Here is a 16,340-nt window from a genome sequence, read left to right as displayed (position 1 = left end):
TGGCTAGTTGTGTCCTAGCCTCTTTCTTTTTGCATTCGAGAAGCTTTTGCAGCATTTTTTTATAAAATAACAAAATGTCCTTGAATATTTTCAAAAATTGTATTGCTTTTTTGTTAAACTTTCCTATATAATTCTTTTGTATTGATAATAATTATCATTTTCAAGTAGGGGGAATAACAATGGCATTTACTACATATTTGCGACAGCGAGTGAACTCGAAGGCGGTTCTGTTACTTTCAGCGTTACTACTAGCCCTTTTAGCCGCTTGCGGAAGTGAAGCAACTGAAGGTGAGGGAGAAGAGCAGCCCGAAGCTACAGAAACAACTGAAGAGAGCGGCGTTCGTGAAGTGTCTCATGCAATGGGTGTAACGACAATTGAAGGAAAGCCTGAACGAATCGTGACATTGTATCAAGGGGCGACAGATGCAGCAGTTGCTTTCGGAATGACACCAGTTGGAGTCGTGGAGTCTTGGTTAGAGCCACCAATGTATGAATATTTACGAGACGATTTAGAGGGCGTTGAGTTTGTTGGTCAAGAAACGCAGCCGAACTTAGAAGAGATTGCAAAGCTACAGCCGGATCTAATCATTGCTTCACAGCTGCGTCATGAAGAGGTCTATGACCAGTTATCAGAAATTGCTCCAACGGTAGTCCATGAAACGGTATTTGAGTTTAAAGAGACCGTTGAACTAATGGGTGAAGCGATGGATGAAGAAGAAAAAGCGGCTGACATTCTTGCTGCTTGGGACGAGCGCGTGGAAGACTTTAAAACAAAGGTCGTCGAAAAAATGGGTGACGAATGGCCAGTTGAAGTTTCTGTTTTGAACTTTAGAGAAGACCATGCTCGTATTTATGCCACAGGCTTTTCTGCGATTATTTTAGAGGATCTCGGCTTTGAGTTTCCAGAGAACCAGAAAAATTCCGATGAAATTTTCATGCTAACCGATATGGAGAGCATTCCGGAAATGAACGCAGATGTGTTTTATATGTTCATGAGCGATGACGAGACGGTACAAAAAACGTATGAAGAGTGGACATCCCATCCGTTGTGGGAGAATCTCGATGCGGTAAAAGCTGATCAAGTGTACATGGTTGATGAGATCGCTTGGAACATGGGTGGCGGTATTAACGCAGCCAACTTAATGCTTGATGATATTTACGATCGTTTTGAGTTAGAAAAATAAGTCTTACAATGAGTGGATTGGAGGGGGACTGGGTCCCTCTCTTATTTTTCATTCAATCGTTTTTTTTCTATTGGCCGCTAAATGATAGCTTACATTCATGCGCTGCTGGTCACGAGACATGGTTCAAAAGATGATGCTCTCAGTCTAAGTCTTAGTGTCAGTAAAAAGGGATAAGGCGGTAAGTCAAGCTTCTCTATTGGAGGATTTGTATGAGATATTTGCTTTCACGAACGTCGTTGAAACTAATCGGGCTTATTTTTAGTATGCTTCTCTTCGTCGGTTTTTTTATTGCAAGCATTGCCCTCGGAAAAACGGCGATATCGCTACAAACAACCTATGATGCATTTTTCCATTTTGATGAGTCTATGACAGAGCACGTTATTGTGAGAACATCACGACTCACTCGAACGGTCATTGCTGCGGTTATTGGCTGTAGTCTTGCGCTTGCTGGAGCTCTGATGCAAGCGTTAACGCGAAATCCGCTCGCCGCTCCTGATATTTTTGGGATTAATGCTGGGGCGTTATTTTTTATCGTTGTAGCTGTCACCTTTTTTAATGTAAATTCCATGGTCGGTTATATGTGGATCGCCTTTGTAGGTGCAGGGGTGGCAGCAATGCTTGTCTATTTTCTCGGGTCTCTCGGAAAGGATGGCTTGTCGCCAGTTAAGATTGTCCTCGCCGGTGCGGCGATTAGTGCACTCTTTATTTCGTTTGCACAAGGGCTGCTCGTCATTGATGAACAAAAAATTCAAACCGTATTGTTCTGGTTGGCTGGCTCTGTTGCCGGGCGAAACATGGACATGCTCCTTCCAGTATTGCCGTTTATCGCAGGGGCGATCGTTCTAACGCTCTTTTTAGGAAAGGGGATCAATATTCTTCTCCTCGGGGATGATGTAGCGAAAGGACTAGGTCAGAAAACGGTCGTCTTCAAGGTGCTAATGGGGATCATGGTCGTCTTTTTAGCAGGAGGTTCAGTAGCCGTCGCTGGCTCTATTGGATTCATTGGGTTAATAGTCCCTCATATGGCCCGAGGGCTTGTTGGCTCAGATTATCGTTGGGTCATTCCTTACAGTGCATTGCTTGGCGCTACCCTCATGATCGTTGCCGACATTGGTGCACGGTTCATCATTATGCCACAAGATATGCCAATCGGTGTCATGACAGCTTTTATGGGCGTTCCATTCTTTATCTATATTGCGCGTAGGGGGTTGGCGAAAAAATGAGTAAACTACTTACCGTACGCACTAAATCAGGGTCAATCTCCTTTCAAGTGGAAAGAAGGACGGTCGTTGTCTTCGGGTTACTTCTCCTCGTTTCATTGCTTCTTTTTATCGGAAGCTTATCGGTAGGGAGCACCTTTATCCCTCCACACGATGTGATCAAACAATTATTCGGTTACGGGACAGGAGAGTATGACTTTACGATTAATACGCTAAGGCTCCCCCGTGTGTTACTTGCCTTTATGGTCGGGGCAGCCCTTGGGGTGGCAGGTCTCATTCTTCAAGGGATTGTACGTAATCCGTTAGCCGCCCCTGATATTATCGGGATTACGAGCGGTGGCTCGGTCGGAGCGATGATCTTTATAGTCTACTTTATGGGTGTCGTTAGCATTACATGGCTTCCCTTTGCTGCCATAATAGGCGCAGGTCTCGTATCCATTGTGATCTATTTGTTAGCTTGGAATAAAGGAGTCACCCCGATTCGCCTTATCTTAATTGGAATAGGCGTAACGGCGGCCATGAAGGCTTTTGTGACGATGATGCTCGTTCTTAGCGATATGGCGGTGACGACGAAAGCGTATTTGTGGTTAACTGGGAGTCTGTATGGCGCGCACTGGCAAGATGTATATGCAATGCTCCCATGGGTGGCGATATCCATTCCGCTCACGATGCTCATGGCGCAAACCTTAGGGGTGAAAGAATTAGGAGATGACATTGCCCAAGGACTTGGTGTTAAAGTACAAATGTACAGGTTCGCTCTATTATTTACGAGCGTTGCCCTCGCTGGGTCTGCGGTTGCCTTTGCAGGAGGTATTCAATTTGTCGGGCTCATTGCCCCCCATATTAGTCGGATGCTCGTTGGTCGCTCGTATACCAGCTTAGTAATTGTTTCATCGTTCATTGGTGGAATCATTGTCGTCATGGCTGATATTGTGGCGAGGACTGCATTTTTACCTCTCGATATCCCTGCCGGTGTATTTACTGCCGCGATCGGCGCACCGTACTTTATTTACTTGTTATATCGAAATCGAAACATGTAGTGGTTTGCAGAGGGGAATGGATCGGAAGAACGCTGAACGGGCTCCTCAATAAAAGAATGAGGGGCCCGCTCTTTCTTCTAATAAAGATCGTACTCTGTTAAAATATCGAGTGTGGATAAATAGAGGCATTGATAGGCAAATAAAGCGAGAAGGGTTCCGGGATATCCGTAGCGGTTGCCATCTTCTCCTGGTACAAGGCTGAGCGTAGCTCCTAAATCAATATGGACATCAACAACGGAAGTGAGAGAAGTTCCTTCACATTCTTTTACGGTTGAAATGCCGACCATCTCTACCCCTTGGTCAGCGAGGGTTTTCGCCACCGTTACGGCCTCTGCGTCGTCACTATATCGAGTGAACAACATGACACGGTCTGCTACTGTGACCTCTGCTATCTTACCGTTAGAAAGAACGAGGGGAGCAACGGAAGAAAATGTTTCTACACCAAGAAGCGCTTCTGATTGAACGGCGGTCATTTCATGAAACCCATGAATGTAAATCGTCCCTTCACCAATAAGTGCTTGGGCTAGGAGTCGTCCCCCATCCTCGAAGCTCTCTTCCTTTTCTTTCAATTGCTTTAGTAAGCCTGTCAATTGTGTAGTGAAAATTTGGATCATGAGCTCGTTATCCTCCAACACGTCTAATCTATGTACTCAGAAGTATATCCTCTTTTTATGAAAATGGGCAACTTGGCGAGCTGTGAAAACATTTTTCCATGGATTCGACAGAAAAAGAAGGAATTTTTTGCTTCTTCTCGAAACTCTTTTAGAGGAGGGGTTTATATCGTTTTTTGATATTCGGGAAAAACATTCGCAGCAACACCTACCGCAAGTCGCGATCAAAGGAAGCAGCAAAAGAAAATCTAGCATAGGACAATGGCTTGTTCGTAAAAGGAGTGAAAAGGGTGAATAAAATTCTCGTAGTAGATGATCAATACGGAATACGTGTATTGTTAAATGAAATTTTACAAAAGGATGGCTATCAAATGTTTCAGGCAGCTAACGGCATTCAAGCGCTTGCCATCGTTGAAGAGGAAACACCTGATTTAGTGTTGCTCGATATGAAAATTCCAGGAATGGATGGGTTGGAAATTTTACGTCGCATCAAGGACATGAACCCGAATATTGAAGTAATTATGATGACCGCCTATGGCGAGTTAAACATGATTAATGAGGCGATGCAGCTTGGCGCAGTTACTCACTTCGCGAAACCATTCGATATTGATGACGTTCGAGCAGTCATTGCCGAAAACATGAAGTCCTCATGACCGATAGGGATATGATCATAAATGTTATCGCTTCCATCTTGAAATGTTGAAAAGATCTCACCAATCTAGGGTGAAATCTAATTGGAGTATGCTATAATAGATTCGTTCAAACGATTGGGGCGGATTGTTTTTGTTATGAGCATTTTTTTATGACCATATCTCGAGTCTACATATTCATTGCGAATTTCGGGAATGTTGAACTAATAGTAGAATGCTCTGATGCAAAAGGCGCTCAAAATTTTAGATTGGCTAACAGAAGGAGGAAGCAGGATGCCTTTAGTTTCTATGACAGAGATGTTGAACAAAGCGAAGGCTGAAGGTTACGCAGTTGGGCAGTTCAACTTGAATAACCTAGAGTTCACGCAAGCGATTTTACAAGCAGCGGAAGAGGAAAAGTCCCCAGTGATTTGTGGTGTTTCTGAAGGGGCGGCTCGCTACATGGGCGGCTTTAAAACAGTGGTAGGTATGGTTAAAAACCTCATGCAAGAGTACAATGTGACGGTTCCAGTTGCGATTCACCTTGATCATGGTTCTAGCTTTGAGAAATGTGTCGAGGCCATTCATGCTGGTTTTACATCGGTTATGATTGACGGCTCTCACCATCCATTAGAGGAAAACATTGCTTTGACAAAACGTGTCGTTGATGTTGCTCACGCTCTTGGGGTTTCTGTTGAAGCAGAGCTAGGTCGCATTGGTGGACAAGAAGACGATTTGGTCGTTGACGAAGCAGAAGCAGCTTACGCGATTCCGTCTGAGTGTAAAGAGTTAGTCGAAGCGACAGGTGTTGACTGCTTTGCGCCGGCTCTAGGATCTGTTCATGGCCCTTACAAAGGTGAACCAAACCTCGGTTTTGACCGCATGAAGGAAATCAATGAGCTTGTAGGCATTCCACTAGTTCTTCATGGTGGAACTGGAATCCCGACAAAGGATATTCAAAAAGCCATCTCTTTAGGACATGCGAAGATTAACGTGAATACAGAAAGCCAAATTTCTTCTGCTAAGGCAGTGCGCCAAGTGTTAGAGGAAAAGCCTGAGCTTTATGATCCGCGAAAATATTTAGGCCCTGCACGTGAAGCCATTAAAGATACAGTAAAAGGTAAAATGCGTGAGTTTGGCTCTTCAAATAAAGCGTAAGTCATAAGACGAGTGATTGACTGATCAAAAAAAGAGTTAGAGGTTGGAATTGTTCTCAATTCGTCTTTAACTCTTCTCTTTTTTTCGTTTTTTTCGGCTCTACAATAAATGTTGGGGTTTTTGCACAAAAGAGGGCAAAAAAAATGCACGCAGGCTCCTTTATCCATTATCCTTGAATTGCCTAGAAACAAAGAAAGGATAGGAGCTGCGTGTACGATGAATTTTACCATGGATTTGCCCGGATTAAAAGGTGTGAAGGTCACAAAGATGGAGGAACGAGAGGACTTTATCGCGCTCCATGTAGAAATGCCGCGAACGCCTCATCGTTGCCCATCCTGCGGGGAGAGAACCGAGAGAATCCATGATTACCGCATCCAAAAAGTTCAACATCTCAAGCTCTTTGAACGGTGGGTGTATCTATTCTATCGAAAGCGCCGGTACGCGTGCAGATGCGGGAAGCGGTTTGCGGAGAAAGCCTGTTTTGTAGAGCGATATCAGCGTCAGACAGTGGAATGGAATCAAGCGTTTCGCTTACGGCTCATTCAAGGGAAGAACTTTACGGACACAGCGAATCAATTCCAAACGTCCGTGACAACTGCCATGCGCCGGTTTGATCAATTGGCGGCCCCCCTCGTGAAGAAGGTGGATCACCTTCCTCCTCGGATTGCGATTGATGATTACAAAGGGGATACGAATGCGGGGAAATATCAAGTGATCATTGCGGATGCAGATACACGGAAGCCACTGGATATCTTACCGGATCGTAAAGCCGATACGCTTAAACGATATCTTCAAGAGAAGGGTCATCATGTGAAAACAGTCGTGATGGATCTCAGTTATACCTTCAAGTCGGCTGTTCAAAAGGCCTTAGGCCACCCGCTCATCATTGGGGATCCGTTCCATTTCTGTCGTTACATCTACTGGGCTCTGGAAGGGGTTCGCCGCCGAGTGCAAAAAGCGTTCCATCCGTATCATCGAAAACGATGTAAACGGATCAAACATCTGTTTCAGAAAGAGAGAGAACGACTGGATGATAAGCAAAAGAAGAAGGTGGAGCGGTACTTAGAGCTATCCCCTGATTTAAGGGAAGCGTATGAGCTAAAAGAACATTTTCGTCAGTGGTATCAAGAAGCGAAGATGCAAGGAAGGGAAGGACGAATGAGCGAGGTGAAGCAAGGGCTCTACGCCTTTTACCGAAGAGTGGAGGCGAGCCCGTTAAAGGAGTTCCACCGAGCCATTCAGACGCTGAAGAACTGGCAGACCGAGATCTTGAATAGCCTCGCGTTTGGCTTAAACAATGGTTTTATTGAAGGACTGAATAATCAAACGAAGGTGATTAAGAGAAATGCCTTTGGTTTTCGGCGTTATGATCGCTTGCGAAACCGTATTCTCTTGCATCATCAATTCAAACATCAAACATTCGGGGTAGGATAAGAGGGGCTCGCCCTCCTATGCCACCCCAACATTTGACTAAGAACCTTTTTTTCAGACAACTCTGTCAAGTAACCGCTTTATCGTTCGGGTGATTTTTAGGCGAACTGCACTCCTTATAACACAAATAAAGAGAAATTTTATTTCAATGGAGGTTTCTTTCATGACCCTTGAATGTTAGCCTATGCCTACGTGACTTGGAGTTACGCCGGCGATGTCACAGGACTGACGTTCTTAGTTTGGGGTCATTCAACGTTTAGCTAGTTTTTCTAGTATCCCAATGCCTTGGCGTAGACGTCTTAGCGTCAGGGAACGGGATAAATAATCATATGAGGTGAGTGAGAATGAAATTTTTTATTGATACAGCTAATATTAATGAAATTCGTGAAGCTAATGATCTCGGGATTCTTGCTGGTGTCACGACGAACCCATCACTTGTGGCAAAAGAGGGTGTCGATTTTCACGAACGTCTTCGCGAAATCACTTCGCTTGTAAAAGGATCAGTAAGCGCTGAGGTCGTTGCCCTTGATGCGGAAGGAATGATTAAGGAAGGGAAGGAATTAGCAGCTATTGCGCCTAATATTACAGTAAAGGTTCCGATGACTACCGAAGGTCTTAAAGCTGTTCATGCCTTCCATCAAGAAGGGATTACGACGAATGTAACGCTTGTTTTTTCAGCTGTTCAAGCACTCCTTGCGGCACGGGCCGGCGCTACTTACGTTTCCCCATTCCTTGGGAGACTGGATGATATTGGTCATGATGGATTAGATTTGATCTCGCAAATCGCGGAAATTTTTCATGTACATGACTTGGATACACAAATCATTGCGGCTTCGATTCGTCATCCACAACATGTTACAGAAGCGGCATTACGAGGAGCACACATTGCGACCATCCCATTTAAAGTGATTAGTCAACTCTCAAAACATCCCCTGACGGATAAAGGGATTGAGCAATTTCTAAAGGATTGGAACAATCGCTAACAACAAGGTACCATTCACCGTTTTTCTCTTGTTTTCTAGCTTGTTCGAATTGTAAGTGCCGCTTTTCTCCTTTTTATATTCTCTTCAATTTGGTTATAATGGATAGGAAGGAACTACGGTAGCGGAATGCACGAATGCATCGATGGAAGGGAAGAGATTATGGAAAAGTTGATGATTGAAGGTGGAACTCCCCTTGAAGGGACAGTTCAAATCAGTGGAGCGAAAAACAGTGCAGTTGCTTTAATCCCTGCGGCCATTCTTGCAGATTCGACGGTCACAATCGATAACTTACCTGATATTTCAGATGTCCGTCTCCTCGGAGAGTTGTTAAAAGAAATTGGCGGTGAAGTAGAGCTAGCAGATCAGAAAATGGTGATTGACCCGTCCGAGATGTTTGCGATGCCACTGCCAAATGGATGTGTCAAAAAATTGCGGGCTTCCTATTATTTAATGGGGGCCATGCTCGGTAAATTCAAAAAAGCAGTGATCGGTTTACCAGGTGGGTGCAACCTTGGCCCGCGTCCTATTGATCAGCACATCAAAGGCTTTGAAGCACTAGGGGCAAAGGTGACGAACGAACAAGGGGCGATTTACCTTCGAGCAGACGAACTAAAAGGTGCGCGGATTTACTTAGACGTTGTGAGCGTAGGAGCGACCATTAACATTATGCTTGCAGCTGTTCTTGCGAAAGGGCGCACAATCATTGAAAATGCGGCGAAGGAGCCAGAAATTATTGATGTGGCCACATTGTTAACAAGCATGGGGGCTCGAATCAAAGGTGCTGGTACAAATGTCATTCGCATTGACGGTGTGGAGTCGTTGCACGGATGTCGCCATTCGATTATTCCTGATCGGATTGAAGCCGGTACATATATGATTTTGGCTGCTGCGATCGGACAAAATGTGCTCATTGATAACATTATTCCATTGCATGTGGAGTCTCTCATTGCTAAGTTGCGGGAGATGGGCGTCGATGTTGAAGTATTGGATGATCAAGTTCGTATACGTAACCATCAGGAGAAGAAAGGCGTTGATATTAAGACGCTTGTCTATCCCGGTTTTCCTACGGATCTCCAACAGCCAGCTACGACTCTTTTAACACAGGCTCATGGAACAAGCATTGTTACCGATACGATTTACAATGCTCGTTTCAAGCATATCGATGAATTGCGACGCATGGGGGCCGATATAAAGGTAGAAGGACGTTCTGCCATCATTAACGGAAAAACAAAACTACAGGGCGCGAAGGTACGTGCAAGTGACCTACGAGCAGGAGCCTCCCTTGTCATTGCTGGCTTGACAGCAGAAGGAATTACAGAGCTTTCAGGTGTCGAACACATTGATCGTGGCTATGAAGACTTAGAGCAAAAGCTGATCGGGCTTGGTGCAAAAATTTGGCGAGAGCAAATGTCGGATCAAGAAGAAGAGCAAGTGAAAAGCTCATAACGAGACGGCACTGGAAATTAAATAAACACGGAGGAGAGAGACAATGGAACGAAGCCTTTCCATGGAACTTGTACGTGTGACGGAAGCTGCAGCACTTGCCTCTGCTCGTTGGATGGGGCGCGGAAACAAGGAAGAGGCCGATCGAGCGGCCACGGAAGCCATGCGTGATGTATTTGATACGATTCCGATGAAAGGAACCGTAGTAATCGGCGAAGGTGAAATGGATGAAGCGCCGATGCTTTACATTGGCGAAAAGCTAGGAAACGGGTATGGTCCACGAGTGGATGTGGCTGTTGATCCATTAGAAGGGACGAACATCGTGGCCTCTGGCTTATGGAATGCGTTAGCCGTCATTGCGGTTGCAGACCATGGTAACCTCCTTCATGCGCCGGATATGTACATGGAGAAAATTGCTGTCGGTCCAGAAGCGGTTGGGACCGTGGACATCGACGCTCCTGTGATCGATAATTTACGCGCGGTAGCGAAAGCAAAAAATAAGGATGTAGAAGATCTAGTTGTCGTAACGTTAAATCGGAAGCGCCATGATAAATTAATTGATGAGATTCGCCAAGCGGGAGCTAGAATCAAGTTAATTCCTGATGGTGACGTGGCGGCGGCGATCAACACAGCTTTTGACGATACAGGTGTGGATCTTTTGTTAGGATCAGGTGGCGCTCCTGAAGGCGTTCTCGCAGCAGTCGGGTTAAAGTGTCTAGGTGGTGAGCTTCAAGGAAAGCTCCTTCCACAGACAGATGAAGAATTGGCTCGTTGTAAGGCAATGGGAATTGAAGATGTCAACAAAGTCTTCTCCCTCGACGAGCTCGTAAAAGGAGATGACTGCATCTTTGCAGCAACAGGTGTAACCGACGGTGAATTGTTGAAAGGCGTTCATTATAAAGGTTCAACCGCAACGACTCAATCCCTTGTCATGCGCGCAAAATCTGGTACGGTGCGCTTTGTCGACGGAAAGCATAGCATGAAGAAAAAACCGGACCTTGTCATTAAGTAAAGACGATCAGGCGCCTGTTCTTCAAGAACGGACGCCTGTACTTTATGGTTACCAATTTCCCCTAAGACTCTTTCAGATAAAGCTCCTTCGAAAAAATTGAAGTTTACGACATATTGAATAATCCCATGAATTATGGTTAAAATAGAGGGTGTACGTAAAGATAGACAAAAATGTTCTTCAACCATCTCCACTTCTTCCGTTATTTTGATTGCTTCCCACTCATTTATTCCGAAAAAGTATCTGTGATTCATTTTTTTGATTATCATAGGTGTGCGATTGACCATAATTGTACAGGTTAGCTATCATACATTCATAACTTTTAAGAACCATTGTCTACTAAATCGTATACATATTTTAAACGAAAAGTGGTGTCAACATGGGAGTTCATTTATCTGAACTGGAAAATATGAAATTGCGAGAACTCTATGAACTCGCACGGAAATATAAAATTTCCTACTATAGTAAACTGACAAAAAAAGAACTTATTTTTGCGATTTTAAAAGGACAAGCAGAGGAAGACGGACTTATGTTCATGGAAGGGGTCCTCGAAATTATCCAGTCGGAAGGGTTTGGTTTCTTAAGACCAATTAATTACATGCCAAGCTCTGAAGACATTTACATTTCTGCCTCACAAATTCGCCGTTTTGATTTGCGAAATGGAGACAAGGTATCGGGTAAAGTAAGGCCACCTAAAGAAAATGAGCGTTATCATGGCCTTTTGCATGTGGAAGCGGTTAACGGAGAAGATCCCGATACGTCCAAAGAGCGGCCGCACTTTCCAGCTCTTACGCCATTATACCCTGAGAGAAAGCTTAATTTAGAAACAACGCCTGGACGAATTTCTTCGCGGATTATCGATATGATCTCACCCGTTGGATTTGGTCAGCGTGGCTTAATTGTAGCGCCGCCAAAGGCAGGGAAGACATCCTTGTTGAAAGAGATTGCTAACAGCATTGTCCACAACCACCCGGATGTAGAACTAATCGTCCTCCTCATTGATGAGCGTCCAGAAGAAGTTACAGACATTGAGCGCTCCGTAGATGCTGACGTGGTCAGCTCGACATTCGATGAGGTACCAGAGAATCATATTAAAGTGGCCGAGCTCGTGTTAGAGCGAGCGATGCGTCTTGTAGAGCACAAAAAAGATGTCATCATCCTAATGGATAGCATTACCCGACTCGCCCGTGCCTACAACTTAGTCATTCCACCGAGTGGACGAACGTTGTCTGGAGGAATTGATCCAGCGGCATTCCACCGTCCGAAGCGATTTTTTGGAGCGGCGCGGAACATTGAAGAAGGTGGAAGCTTAACGATTTTGGCGACCGCGCTTGTGGAAACAGGGTCACGGATGGATGACGTCATTTATGAAGAATTTAAAGGTACAGGGAATATGGAGCTTCACTTAGATCGGAAGCTATCGGAGCGTCGGATTTTCCCTGCAATCGATATTCGCCGTTCAAGCACGCGGAAAGAGGAACTCCTCATGCCAAAAGAACATTTAGAAAAGCTTTGGGCGGTGAGAAAGACAATGAACGATTCACCGGAATTTGTCGATCATTTTATTCGCCGTGTGAAAGAAACAAAAACGAACGACGAATTTTTCGAAGCGATGGAAAAAGATATGACGAATGGCACTCGAAAAAAGTAGGCTACCTAAAAAATTCGGTTGCAATCCCTTCGCAGGCTTGATATAATTTCGTCATGTGTGATTGAGAAAACTCTGTTTCGAAAGAATCAGGGCATAAAGGAGTTGAAAAGGATGAAACCAGGAATCCATCCAGATTACAAGAAAGTTGTATTTATGGATACGAGCACAGGTTTTAAATTTCTAAGCGGTTCGACGAAAACGTCAAACGAAACCATTGAGTGGGAAGATGGAAACACTTATCCATTAATCAAAGTCGAGATTAGCTCTGACTCCCACCCATTCTACACTGGCAAGCAAAAACTTGCTGACGCTGGTGGCCGTGTTGACCGCTTTAAGAAAAAATACAACCTTAAGTAAACCGTACAACCAACAGGCACGCGCAATTCGGTGCCTGTTTTTTTCTTCATGAAAGGAAAAAGGAACGGATCGGTTGATGATGACATAAGGAATAGGGAGAGGCGATGCACTCGTTTTTCCTTCACAAATAGAAAAAATTGTTTCGGTAAGGTGGGGACAACGATGCAAATGATACATAAAGAAGGCTGGATCGAGGTCATCTGTGGAAGCATGTTTTCTGGGAAATCGGAAGAGCTTATCCGTCGGGTTCGTCGTGCGACTTACGGCCGACTAAAAGTGCAAGTGTTTAAGCCAGCGATTGACAATCGGTATAGTGAACAGGAAGTCGTTTCGCATAACGGAAACAAAGTGTGTGCCATACCAGTTGAACGGGCGATGTCCATTCTTGAGCAGTGGAGTGAAGATACAGATATTGTTGCCATTGATGAAGTACAGTTTTTTGATGAAGACGTCATCGGTGTTGTCGATTATTTAGCAGATCACGGGGTTCGTGTCATTTGTGCTGGATTGGATCAGGACTTTCGCGGAGAGCCTTTTGAGCCGACGCGTACATTAATGGCTATGGCTGAGTATGTAACCAAGCTTCAAGCCATTTGCCCAGTATGTGGCTCGCCAGCAAGCCGAACACAACGGCTCATTGATGGTAAGCCGGCCTCTTATCATGATCCAATCATTTTAGTCGGAGCAGCAGAAGCCTATGAGCCACGCTGTCGTCATTGTCATCAAGTAACGAATAAGCCGAGCAAATTACCAGAAACCGCTTCTTCTGGCGAATAGTAACGAACACAATCATAGCTGTCAACGGGTACCCTAAGCATGCAGAGCTTTACATTCTGCATAATGGAGGTGCCCTTTTTATGAGAAAAGGATGGATTGCTTGCATGGTGGCCCTTACATGCCTTGTAGGCTGTAGAGAAATGGAACGCCCACAAGCGCAAGGGCTAAACGAGCGCCCAGCCGGTCAAGTAACGTATGGCTTATTAGGGCCGGGGCCTGCTAACTACGACAACATTTATAAGCGGTCCATTGCCCCAGATGCGCGTGAGCAAAATTCGGGTCCGAGTTTCCGAACGGCATACGAAACGAGGCCGACGATTGCAACGGATATTGAAACGATTCGCAGCATTATCCAAGACGAGCACGGCTTGCGCTCGAGCATGGTTATGACAGCAGGGAGCCACGCGTGGGTGAATGTGGAATTTCCACGTAACATGAAGAAAGAGCAAAGAAATAAAATCATGAACGACCTGCGCGAAGACATGCAGCGTCAGATTCCTCGGTACCAAGTCCATTTATCTCAAAAAGGTGGGTGACGCTTTTTTTGCGTCATCCTCTTTTTAAGTTTAGGGAGTTACTGTTTATTGATGCATGGAAGAGAAACGGTCGCTTCTGCCATGAAGACTTCGGATAAGTCAAGGTTTTATAGCGATCGAGTATAAAAGGAACGGGACTCTCACGAAGTCTTCTTTAGAAGAGATGTGTTCAGGTGTTATCCCCTTTGTTCCTCATGAGCGAACGTCTGCACCTAGCGAGCTCTTAAAGTGACCGAGAGCCCACTTGTGACCTACTTCGTTAAAGCTGGCGACCCCTCTTTCATGGATCACAAGAGAAAACCCTTTGTTATATGCGTCGACAGCTGTATGGAGGACACAAATGTCGGTACAAACACCGACGAGGTGGAGTTCACGGATGCCTCGTTCCCGTAAACGAAGTTCTAGATCGGTGCCGGCAAACGCAGAGTACCGAGTCTTATCGATCCAGTTCACAAATGGTAGCTCTCGGATGCTCTCGAATTGTTCTTGTAACGATCCGTATAAGTGGCGACCCTCGCTGCCCTCCAAATTGTGGGGCGGAAACAGCTTCATTTCTGGGTGGTGGACATCATCGGCATGATGGATGTCAGTGGCATATACAACATAATGCTGTTCAGCAACGAATGTGTGGATGAGTTGAGCGATATAAGGTTCGATTGCCTGACCAGGTTCACCACACGTGAGCGCTCCGTCATCAGCAATAAAATCATTAGTGTAATCAATGACAATCAATGCTTTTGACACTTGTAGTCCTCCTCTATGTAAGCTGTTCATAGGTTCGCGATGGATAGGAGAAAATCCTTCTTTTGACCTGCAAATAAATGAAACTCCATTCGGTAAGGTGTTGTCTCCCATCTCCCACTGAATGGTAGCCTATGTTCGTGTTCATTGACCGCTTACTCTTAAGAGTCGGCGCCTTTGCTTAGTTTAAGGAAGAAAAGCTCTCTTTACGCTCGACGGGCTGCTTGTTGGATCGGGTCCCATACGCCGTTAAAAGGAGGGGCATAGGAAAGATCAAGGTCGAGCAACTCCTCTAAGGTTAGCTGTTGATAAAGGGCTGTCGCGAGGACATCGACCCGTTTGGCCACACCGTTCGTACCAATCACTTGGCCTCCTAGAAGTTGGTTCGTTTCTGAATGGTAAACGAGCTTGATTTTTAAAGGTTCGGCTCCTGGGTAGTATCCGGCGATGTCACGCCCGTCAAAGGTAATCGACGATGCTGGAAGCCGAGCATCTCTCGTCTCCTTCTCTGAAAGTCCCGTACGCCCTAGGGATAAGTCGAAAAATTTAATGATCGAGGTTCCGACTACACCAGCAAAGGCTCGCCTTTTCCCAACCATATTTAAACCGGCAAGCCGTCCTTGTTTATTTGCATGCGTTCCTAACGGTATGTAGTCATCCATCTTTTTAATACGATGATACTGAGTCGCACAGTCTCCTGCTGCATAAATGTCTGGGAGGTTTGTCTCCATGTAGGCATTTATTTTCAGGGCGCTGTTTTCGTGGCGATGGAAAGGTTGGCCCTCAAGGAACGTTGTATTGGGTACGACGCCAATAGCAATGATGACGAGCTCTGCTGGAACGGTTGCGCTACTTGTAACAACGGCTTGTACACGATCTGTCCCTTCAAACCCTTTTACCTCTTCCTTAAGGCGGAGCGTTACTCCTTTTCTTTCAGCTTCCTGATGGATGATTTCCCCCATTTCCTGGTCAAAAATCGCCGCCAATTGAGCGTTTGCTTCTACTATGGTTACGTTTTTACCGGTAAGGGCTAGATTCTCTGCCATTTCTAATCCGATATACCCGCCGCCTACGATGACGACATTTTTTATTTCTCCCTTTAAATCAGCGAGTAAGGCTTCTGTATCAGGGATCGTTTTAATCGTATGGATTCCGGCAAGTGTCCTACCAGGCCAGTTGGGAACAAGGGGGCGGGCACCTGTGGCGATCAGCAGCTTATCATAAGGAATCTCGAAGTTAGCTCCGTACACATGCTTTGTATCAGGATCAATCTTTGTCACTTCATGATTGGTTCTGGCATCGATTCCATATTTGTTACGAAATGTTTTAATCGTGCGGGCAATTAGTTTTTCTGTCTGAGGGATGACCCCTCCAACGACATAAGGTAACCCGCACTGGGCATATGAATAAATGGAGCCCATTTCCAAGGTTGTAATGTTTGCTGCTTCCTCGTTACGAACGATTTCCATCGCGGCACTCATCCCTGCCGCATCGCCGCCAATGATAACATACTTCATCGCTTTCACCTCTTGTTTACAGAACATTACTTGTACTATACCCTAATGAAGCC

At 45.2% G+C, this 16,340-nt stretch carries 16 protein-coding genes; 13 read left to right on the top strand and 3 right to left on the bottom strand.

The window, feature by feature from the left end; all coding sequences use genetic code 11:
* Window positions 1–179 precede the first annotated feature (179 nt).
* The 3 genes from FED51_RS19370 (at window position 180) to FED51_RS19360 (ending at window position 3,444) form a co-directional block, all read left to right on the top strand.
* The gene (locus FED51_RS19370; RefSeq protein ID WP_053430146.1) at window positions 180–1,184 is read left to right on the top strand and encodes an ABC transporter substrate-binding protein; all 1,005 of its coding nucleotides are present in this window, start codon (window positions 180–182) and stop codon (window positions 1,182–1,184) included.
* 209 nt (window positions 1,185–1,393) lie between these two features.
* Entirely contained in the window at window positions 1,394–2,407 is a 1,014-nt protein-coding gene (locus tag FED51_RS19365; protein ID WP_053430147.1) for a FecCD family ABC transporter permease, read from the top strand.
* Window positions 2,404–3,444, top strand: coding sequence for a FecCD family ABC transporter permease (locus tag FED51_RS19360; protein WP_053430148.1), 1,041 nt, complete (start codon window positions 2,404–2,406; stop codon window positions 3,442–3,444). The genes FED51_RS19365 and FED51_RS19360 overlap by 4 nt, the downstream gene beginning before the upstream one ends.
* Window positions 3,445–3,521: 77 nt before the next feature.
* Here FED51_RS19360 and FED51_RS19355 read toward each other — a convergent pair whose 3' ends face one another.
* The gene (locus tag FED51_RS19355) at window positions 3,522–4,058 is read right to left on the bottom strand and encodes a DUF2529 domain-containing protein (RefSeq protein ID WP_053430149.1); all 537 of its coding nucleotides are present in this window, start codon (window positions 4,056–4,058) and stop codon (window positions 3,522–3,524) included.
* 287 nt (window positions 4,059–4,345) lie between these two features.
* Here FED51_RS19355 and FED51_RS19350 point away from each other — a divergent pair, with 287 nt between their 5' ends.
* The 10 genes from FED51_RS19350 to FED51_RS19305 all read left to right on the top strand — a co-directional run bounded on the left by FED51_RS19350 (window position 4,346) and on the right by FED51_RS19305 (window position 14,029).
* Window positions 4,346–4,708: a response regulator gene (locus FED51_RS19350; protein WP_010899912.1), complete on the top strand. Its 363-nt coding sequence runs from the start codon at window positions 4,346–4,348 to the stop codon at window positions 4,706–4,708.
* Between the two features lie 270 nt (window positions 4,709–4,978).
* Window positions 4,979–5,842, top strand: coding sequence for a class II fructose-bisphosphate aldolase (locus FED51_RS19345; RefSeq protein WP_010899911.1), 864 nt, complete (start codon window positions 4,979–4,981; stop codon window positions 5,840–5,842).
* Window positions 5,843–6,058: 216 nt separating this feature from the next.
* On the top strand, window positions 6,059–7,276 hold the full coding sequence (locus FED51_RS19340; RefSeq protein ID WP_138090344.1) for an ISL3-like element IS651 family transposase: 1,218 nt from the start codon (window positions 6,059–6,061) through the stop codon (window positions 7,274–7,276).
* A 341-nt stretch (window positions 7,277–7,617) separates the two neighbouring features.
* Complete coding sequence (fsa, locus tag FED51_RS19335; protein WP_053430150.1) at window positions 7,618–8,256, top strand: fructose-6-phosphate aldolase; 639 nt, start codon at window positions 7,618–7,620, stop codon at window positions 8,254–8,256.
* A 159-nt stretch (window positions 8,257–8,415) separates the two neighbouring features.
* Window positions 8,416–9,702, top strand: a complete 1,287-nt coding sequence (locus tag FED51_RS19330; protein ID WP_053430151.1) for a UDP-N-acetylglucosamine 1-carboxyvinyltransferase — start codon at window positions 8,416–8,418, stop codon at window positions 9,700–9,702.
* Window positions 9,703–9,745: 43 nt separating this feature from the next.
* Window positions 9,746–10,711 (top strand): class II fructose-bisphosphatase, encoded by a 966-nt coding sequence (gene glpX / locus FED51_RS19325; protein WP_010899908.1) that lies wholly within the window; start codon window positions 9,746–9,748, stop codon window positions 10,709–10,711.
* 376 nt (window positions 10,712–11,087) lie between these two features.
* On the top strand, window positions 11,088–12,359 hold the full coding sequence (gene rho, locus FED51_RS19320) for a transcription termination factor Rho (protein ID WP_010899906.1): 1,272 nt from the start codon (window positions 11,088–11,090) through the stop codon (window positions 12,357–12,359).
* Window positions 12,360–12,470: 111 nt separating this feature from the next.
* A complete protein-coding gene (locus tag FED51_RS19315) occupies window positions 12,471–12,716 on the top strand; it encodes a type B 50S ribosomal protein L31 (protein WP_010899905.1) in 246 nt (81 codons plus the stop codon).
* Window positions 12,717–12,878: 162 nt separating this feature from the next.
* Window positions 12,879–13,493 carry a thymidine kinase gene (locus tag FED51_RS19310; RefSeq protein WP_010899904.1) on the top strand — a complete coding sequence of 205 codons (615 nt, stop codon included), beginning with the start codon at window positions 12,879–12,881 and terminating at the stop codon, window positions 13,491–13,493.
* Window positions 13,494–13,573: 80 nt separating this feature from the next.
* The gene (locus FED51_RS19305) at window positions 13,574–14,029 is read left to right on the top strand and encodes a hypothetical protein (RefSeq protein ID WP_010899903.1); all 456 of its coding nucleotides are present in this window, start codon (window positions 13,574–13,576) and stop codon (window positions 14,027–14,029) included.
* Between the two features lie 192 nt (window positions 14,030–14,221).
* Here FED51_RS19305 and FED51_RS19300 read toward each other — a convergent pair whose 3' ends face one another.
* Together FED51_RS19300 and FED51_RS19295 are read right to left on the bottom strand one after the other, a co-directional pair.
* Window positions 14,222–14,773, bottom strand: coding sequence for a cysteine hydrolase family protein (locus tag FED51_RS19300; protein ID WP_053430153.1), 552 nt, complete (start codon window positions 14,771–14,773; stop codon window positions 14,222–14,224).
* A gap of 203 nt (window positions 14,774–14,976) precedes the next feature.
* Window positions 14,977–16,287 carry an FAD-dependent oxidoreductase gene (locus tag FED51_RS19295; RefSeq protein ID WP_053430154.1) on the bottom strand — a complete coding sequence of 437 codons (1,311 nt, stop codon included), beginning with the start codon at window positions 16,285–16,287 and terminating at the stop codon, window positions 14,977–14,979.
* Between the last annotated feature and the right edge of the window lie 53 nt (window positions 16,288–16,340).

The sequence above is a fragment of the Halalkalibacterium halodurans genome (genome assembly GCF_005671335.1).
Taxonomy (GTDB): Bacteria; Bacillota; Bacilli; order Bacillales; family Bacillaceae_D; genus Halalkalibacterium; species Halalkalibacterium halodurans.
This window is presented reverse-complemented; position numbering and strand designations above follow the sequence as displayed.

What these genes read in the sequence shown, in the direction of transcription:
- FED51_RS19370 (WP_053430146.1), top strand. Translation starts at nt 180, where the DNA reads ATGGCATTTACTACATATTTGCGACAGCGAGTGAACTCGAAGGCGGTT.
- FED51_RS19365 (WP_053430147.1), top strand. Translation starts at nt 1,394, where the DNA reads ATGAGATATTTGCTTTCACGAACGTCGTTGAAACTAATCGGGCTTATT.
- FED51_RS19360 (WP_053430148.1), top strand. Translation starts at nt 2,404, where the DNA reads ATGAGTAAACTACTTACCGTACGCACTAAATCAGGGTCAATCTCCTTT.
- FED51_RS19355 (WP_053430149.1), bottom strand. Translation starts at nt 4,058, where the DNA reads ATGATCCAAATTTTCACTACACAATTGACAGGCTTACTAAAGCAATTG.
- FED51_RS19345 (WP_010899911.1), top strand. Translation starts at nt 4,979, where the DNA reads ATGCCTTTAGTTTCTATGACAGAGATGTTGAACAAAGCGAAGGCTGAA.
- FED51_RS19340 (WP_138090344.1), top strand. Translation starts at nt 6,059, where the DNA reads ATGAATTTTACCATGGATTTGCCCGGATTAAAAGGTGTGAAGGTCACA.
- fsa (WP_053430150.1), top strand. Translation starts at nt 7,618, where the DNA reads ATGAAATTTTTTATTGATACAGCTAATATTAATGAAATTCGTGAAGCT.
- FED51_RS19330 (WP_053430151.1), top strand. Translation starts at nt 8,416, where the DNA reads ATGGAAAAGTTGATGATTGAAGGTGGAACTCCCCTTGAAGGGACAGTT.
- glpX (WP_010899908.1), top strand. Translation starts at nt 9,746, where the DNA reads ATGGAACGAAGCCTTTCCATGGAACTTGTACGTGTGACGGAAGCTGCA.
- rho (WP_010899906.1), top strand. Translation starts at nt 11,088, where the DNA reads ATGGGAGTTCATTTATCTGAACTGGAAAATATGAAATTGCGAGAACTC.
- FED51_RS19315 (WP_010899905.1), top strand. Translation starts at nt 12,471, where the DNA reads ATGAAACCAGGAATCCATCCAGATTACAAGAAAGTTGTATTTATGGAT.
- FED51_RS19310 (WP_010899904.1), top strand. Translation starts at nt 12,879, where the DNA reads ATGCAAATGATACATAAAGAAGGCTGGATCGAGGTCATCTGTGGAAGC.
- FED51_RS19305 (WP_010899903.1), top strand. Translation starts at nt 13,574, where the DNA reads ATGAGAAAAGGATGGATTGCTTGCATGGTGGCCCTTACATGCCTTGTA.
- FED51_RS19295 (WP_053430154.1), bottom strand. Translation starts at nt 16,287, where the DNA reads ATGAAGTATGTTATCATTGGCGGCGATGCGGCAGGGATGAGTGCCGCG.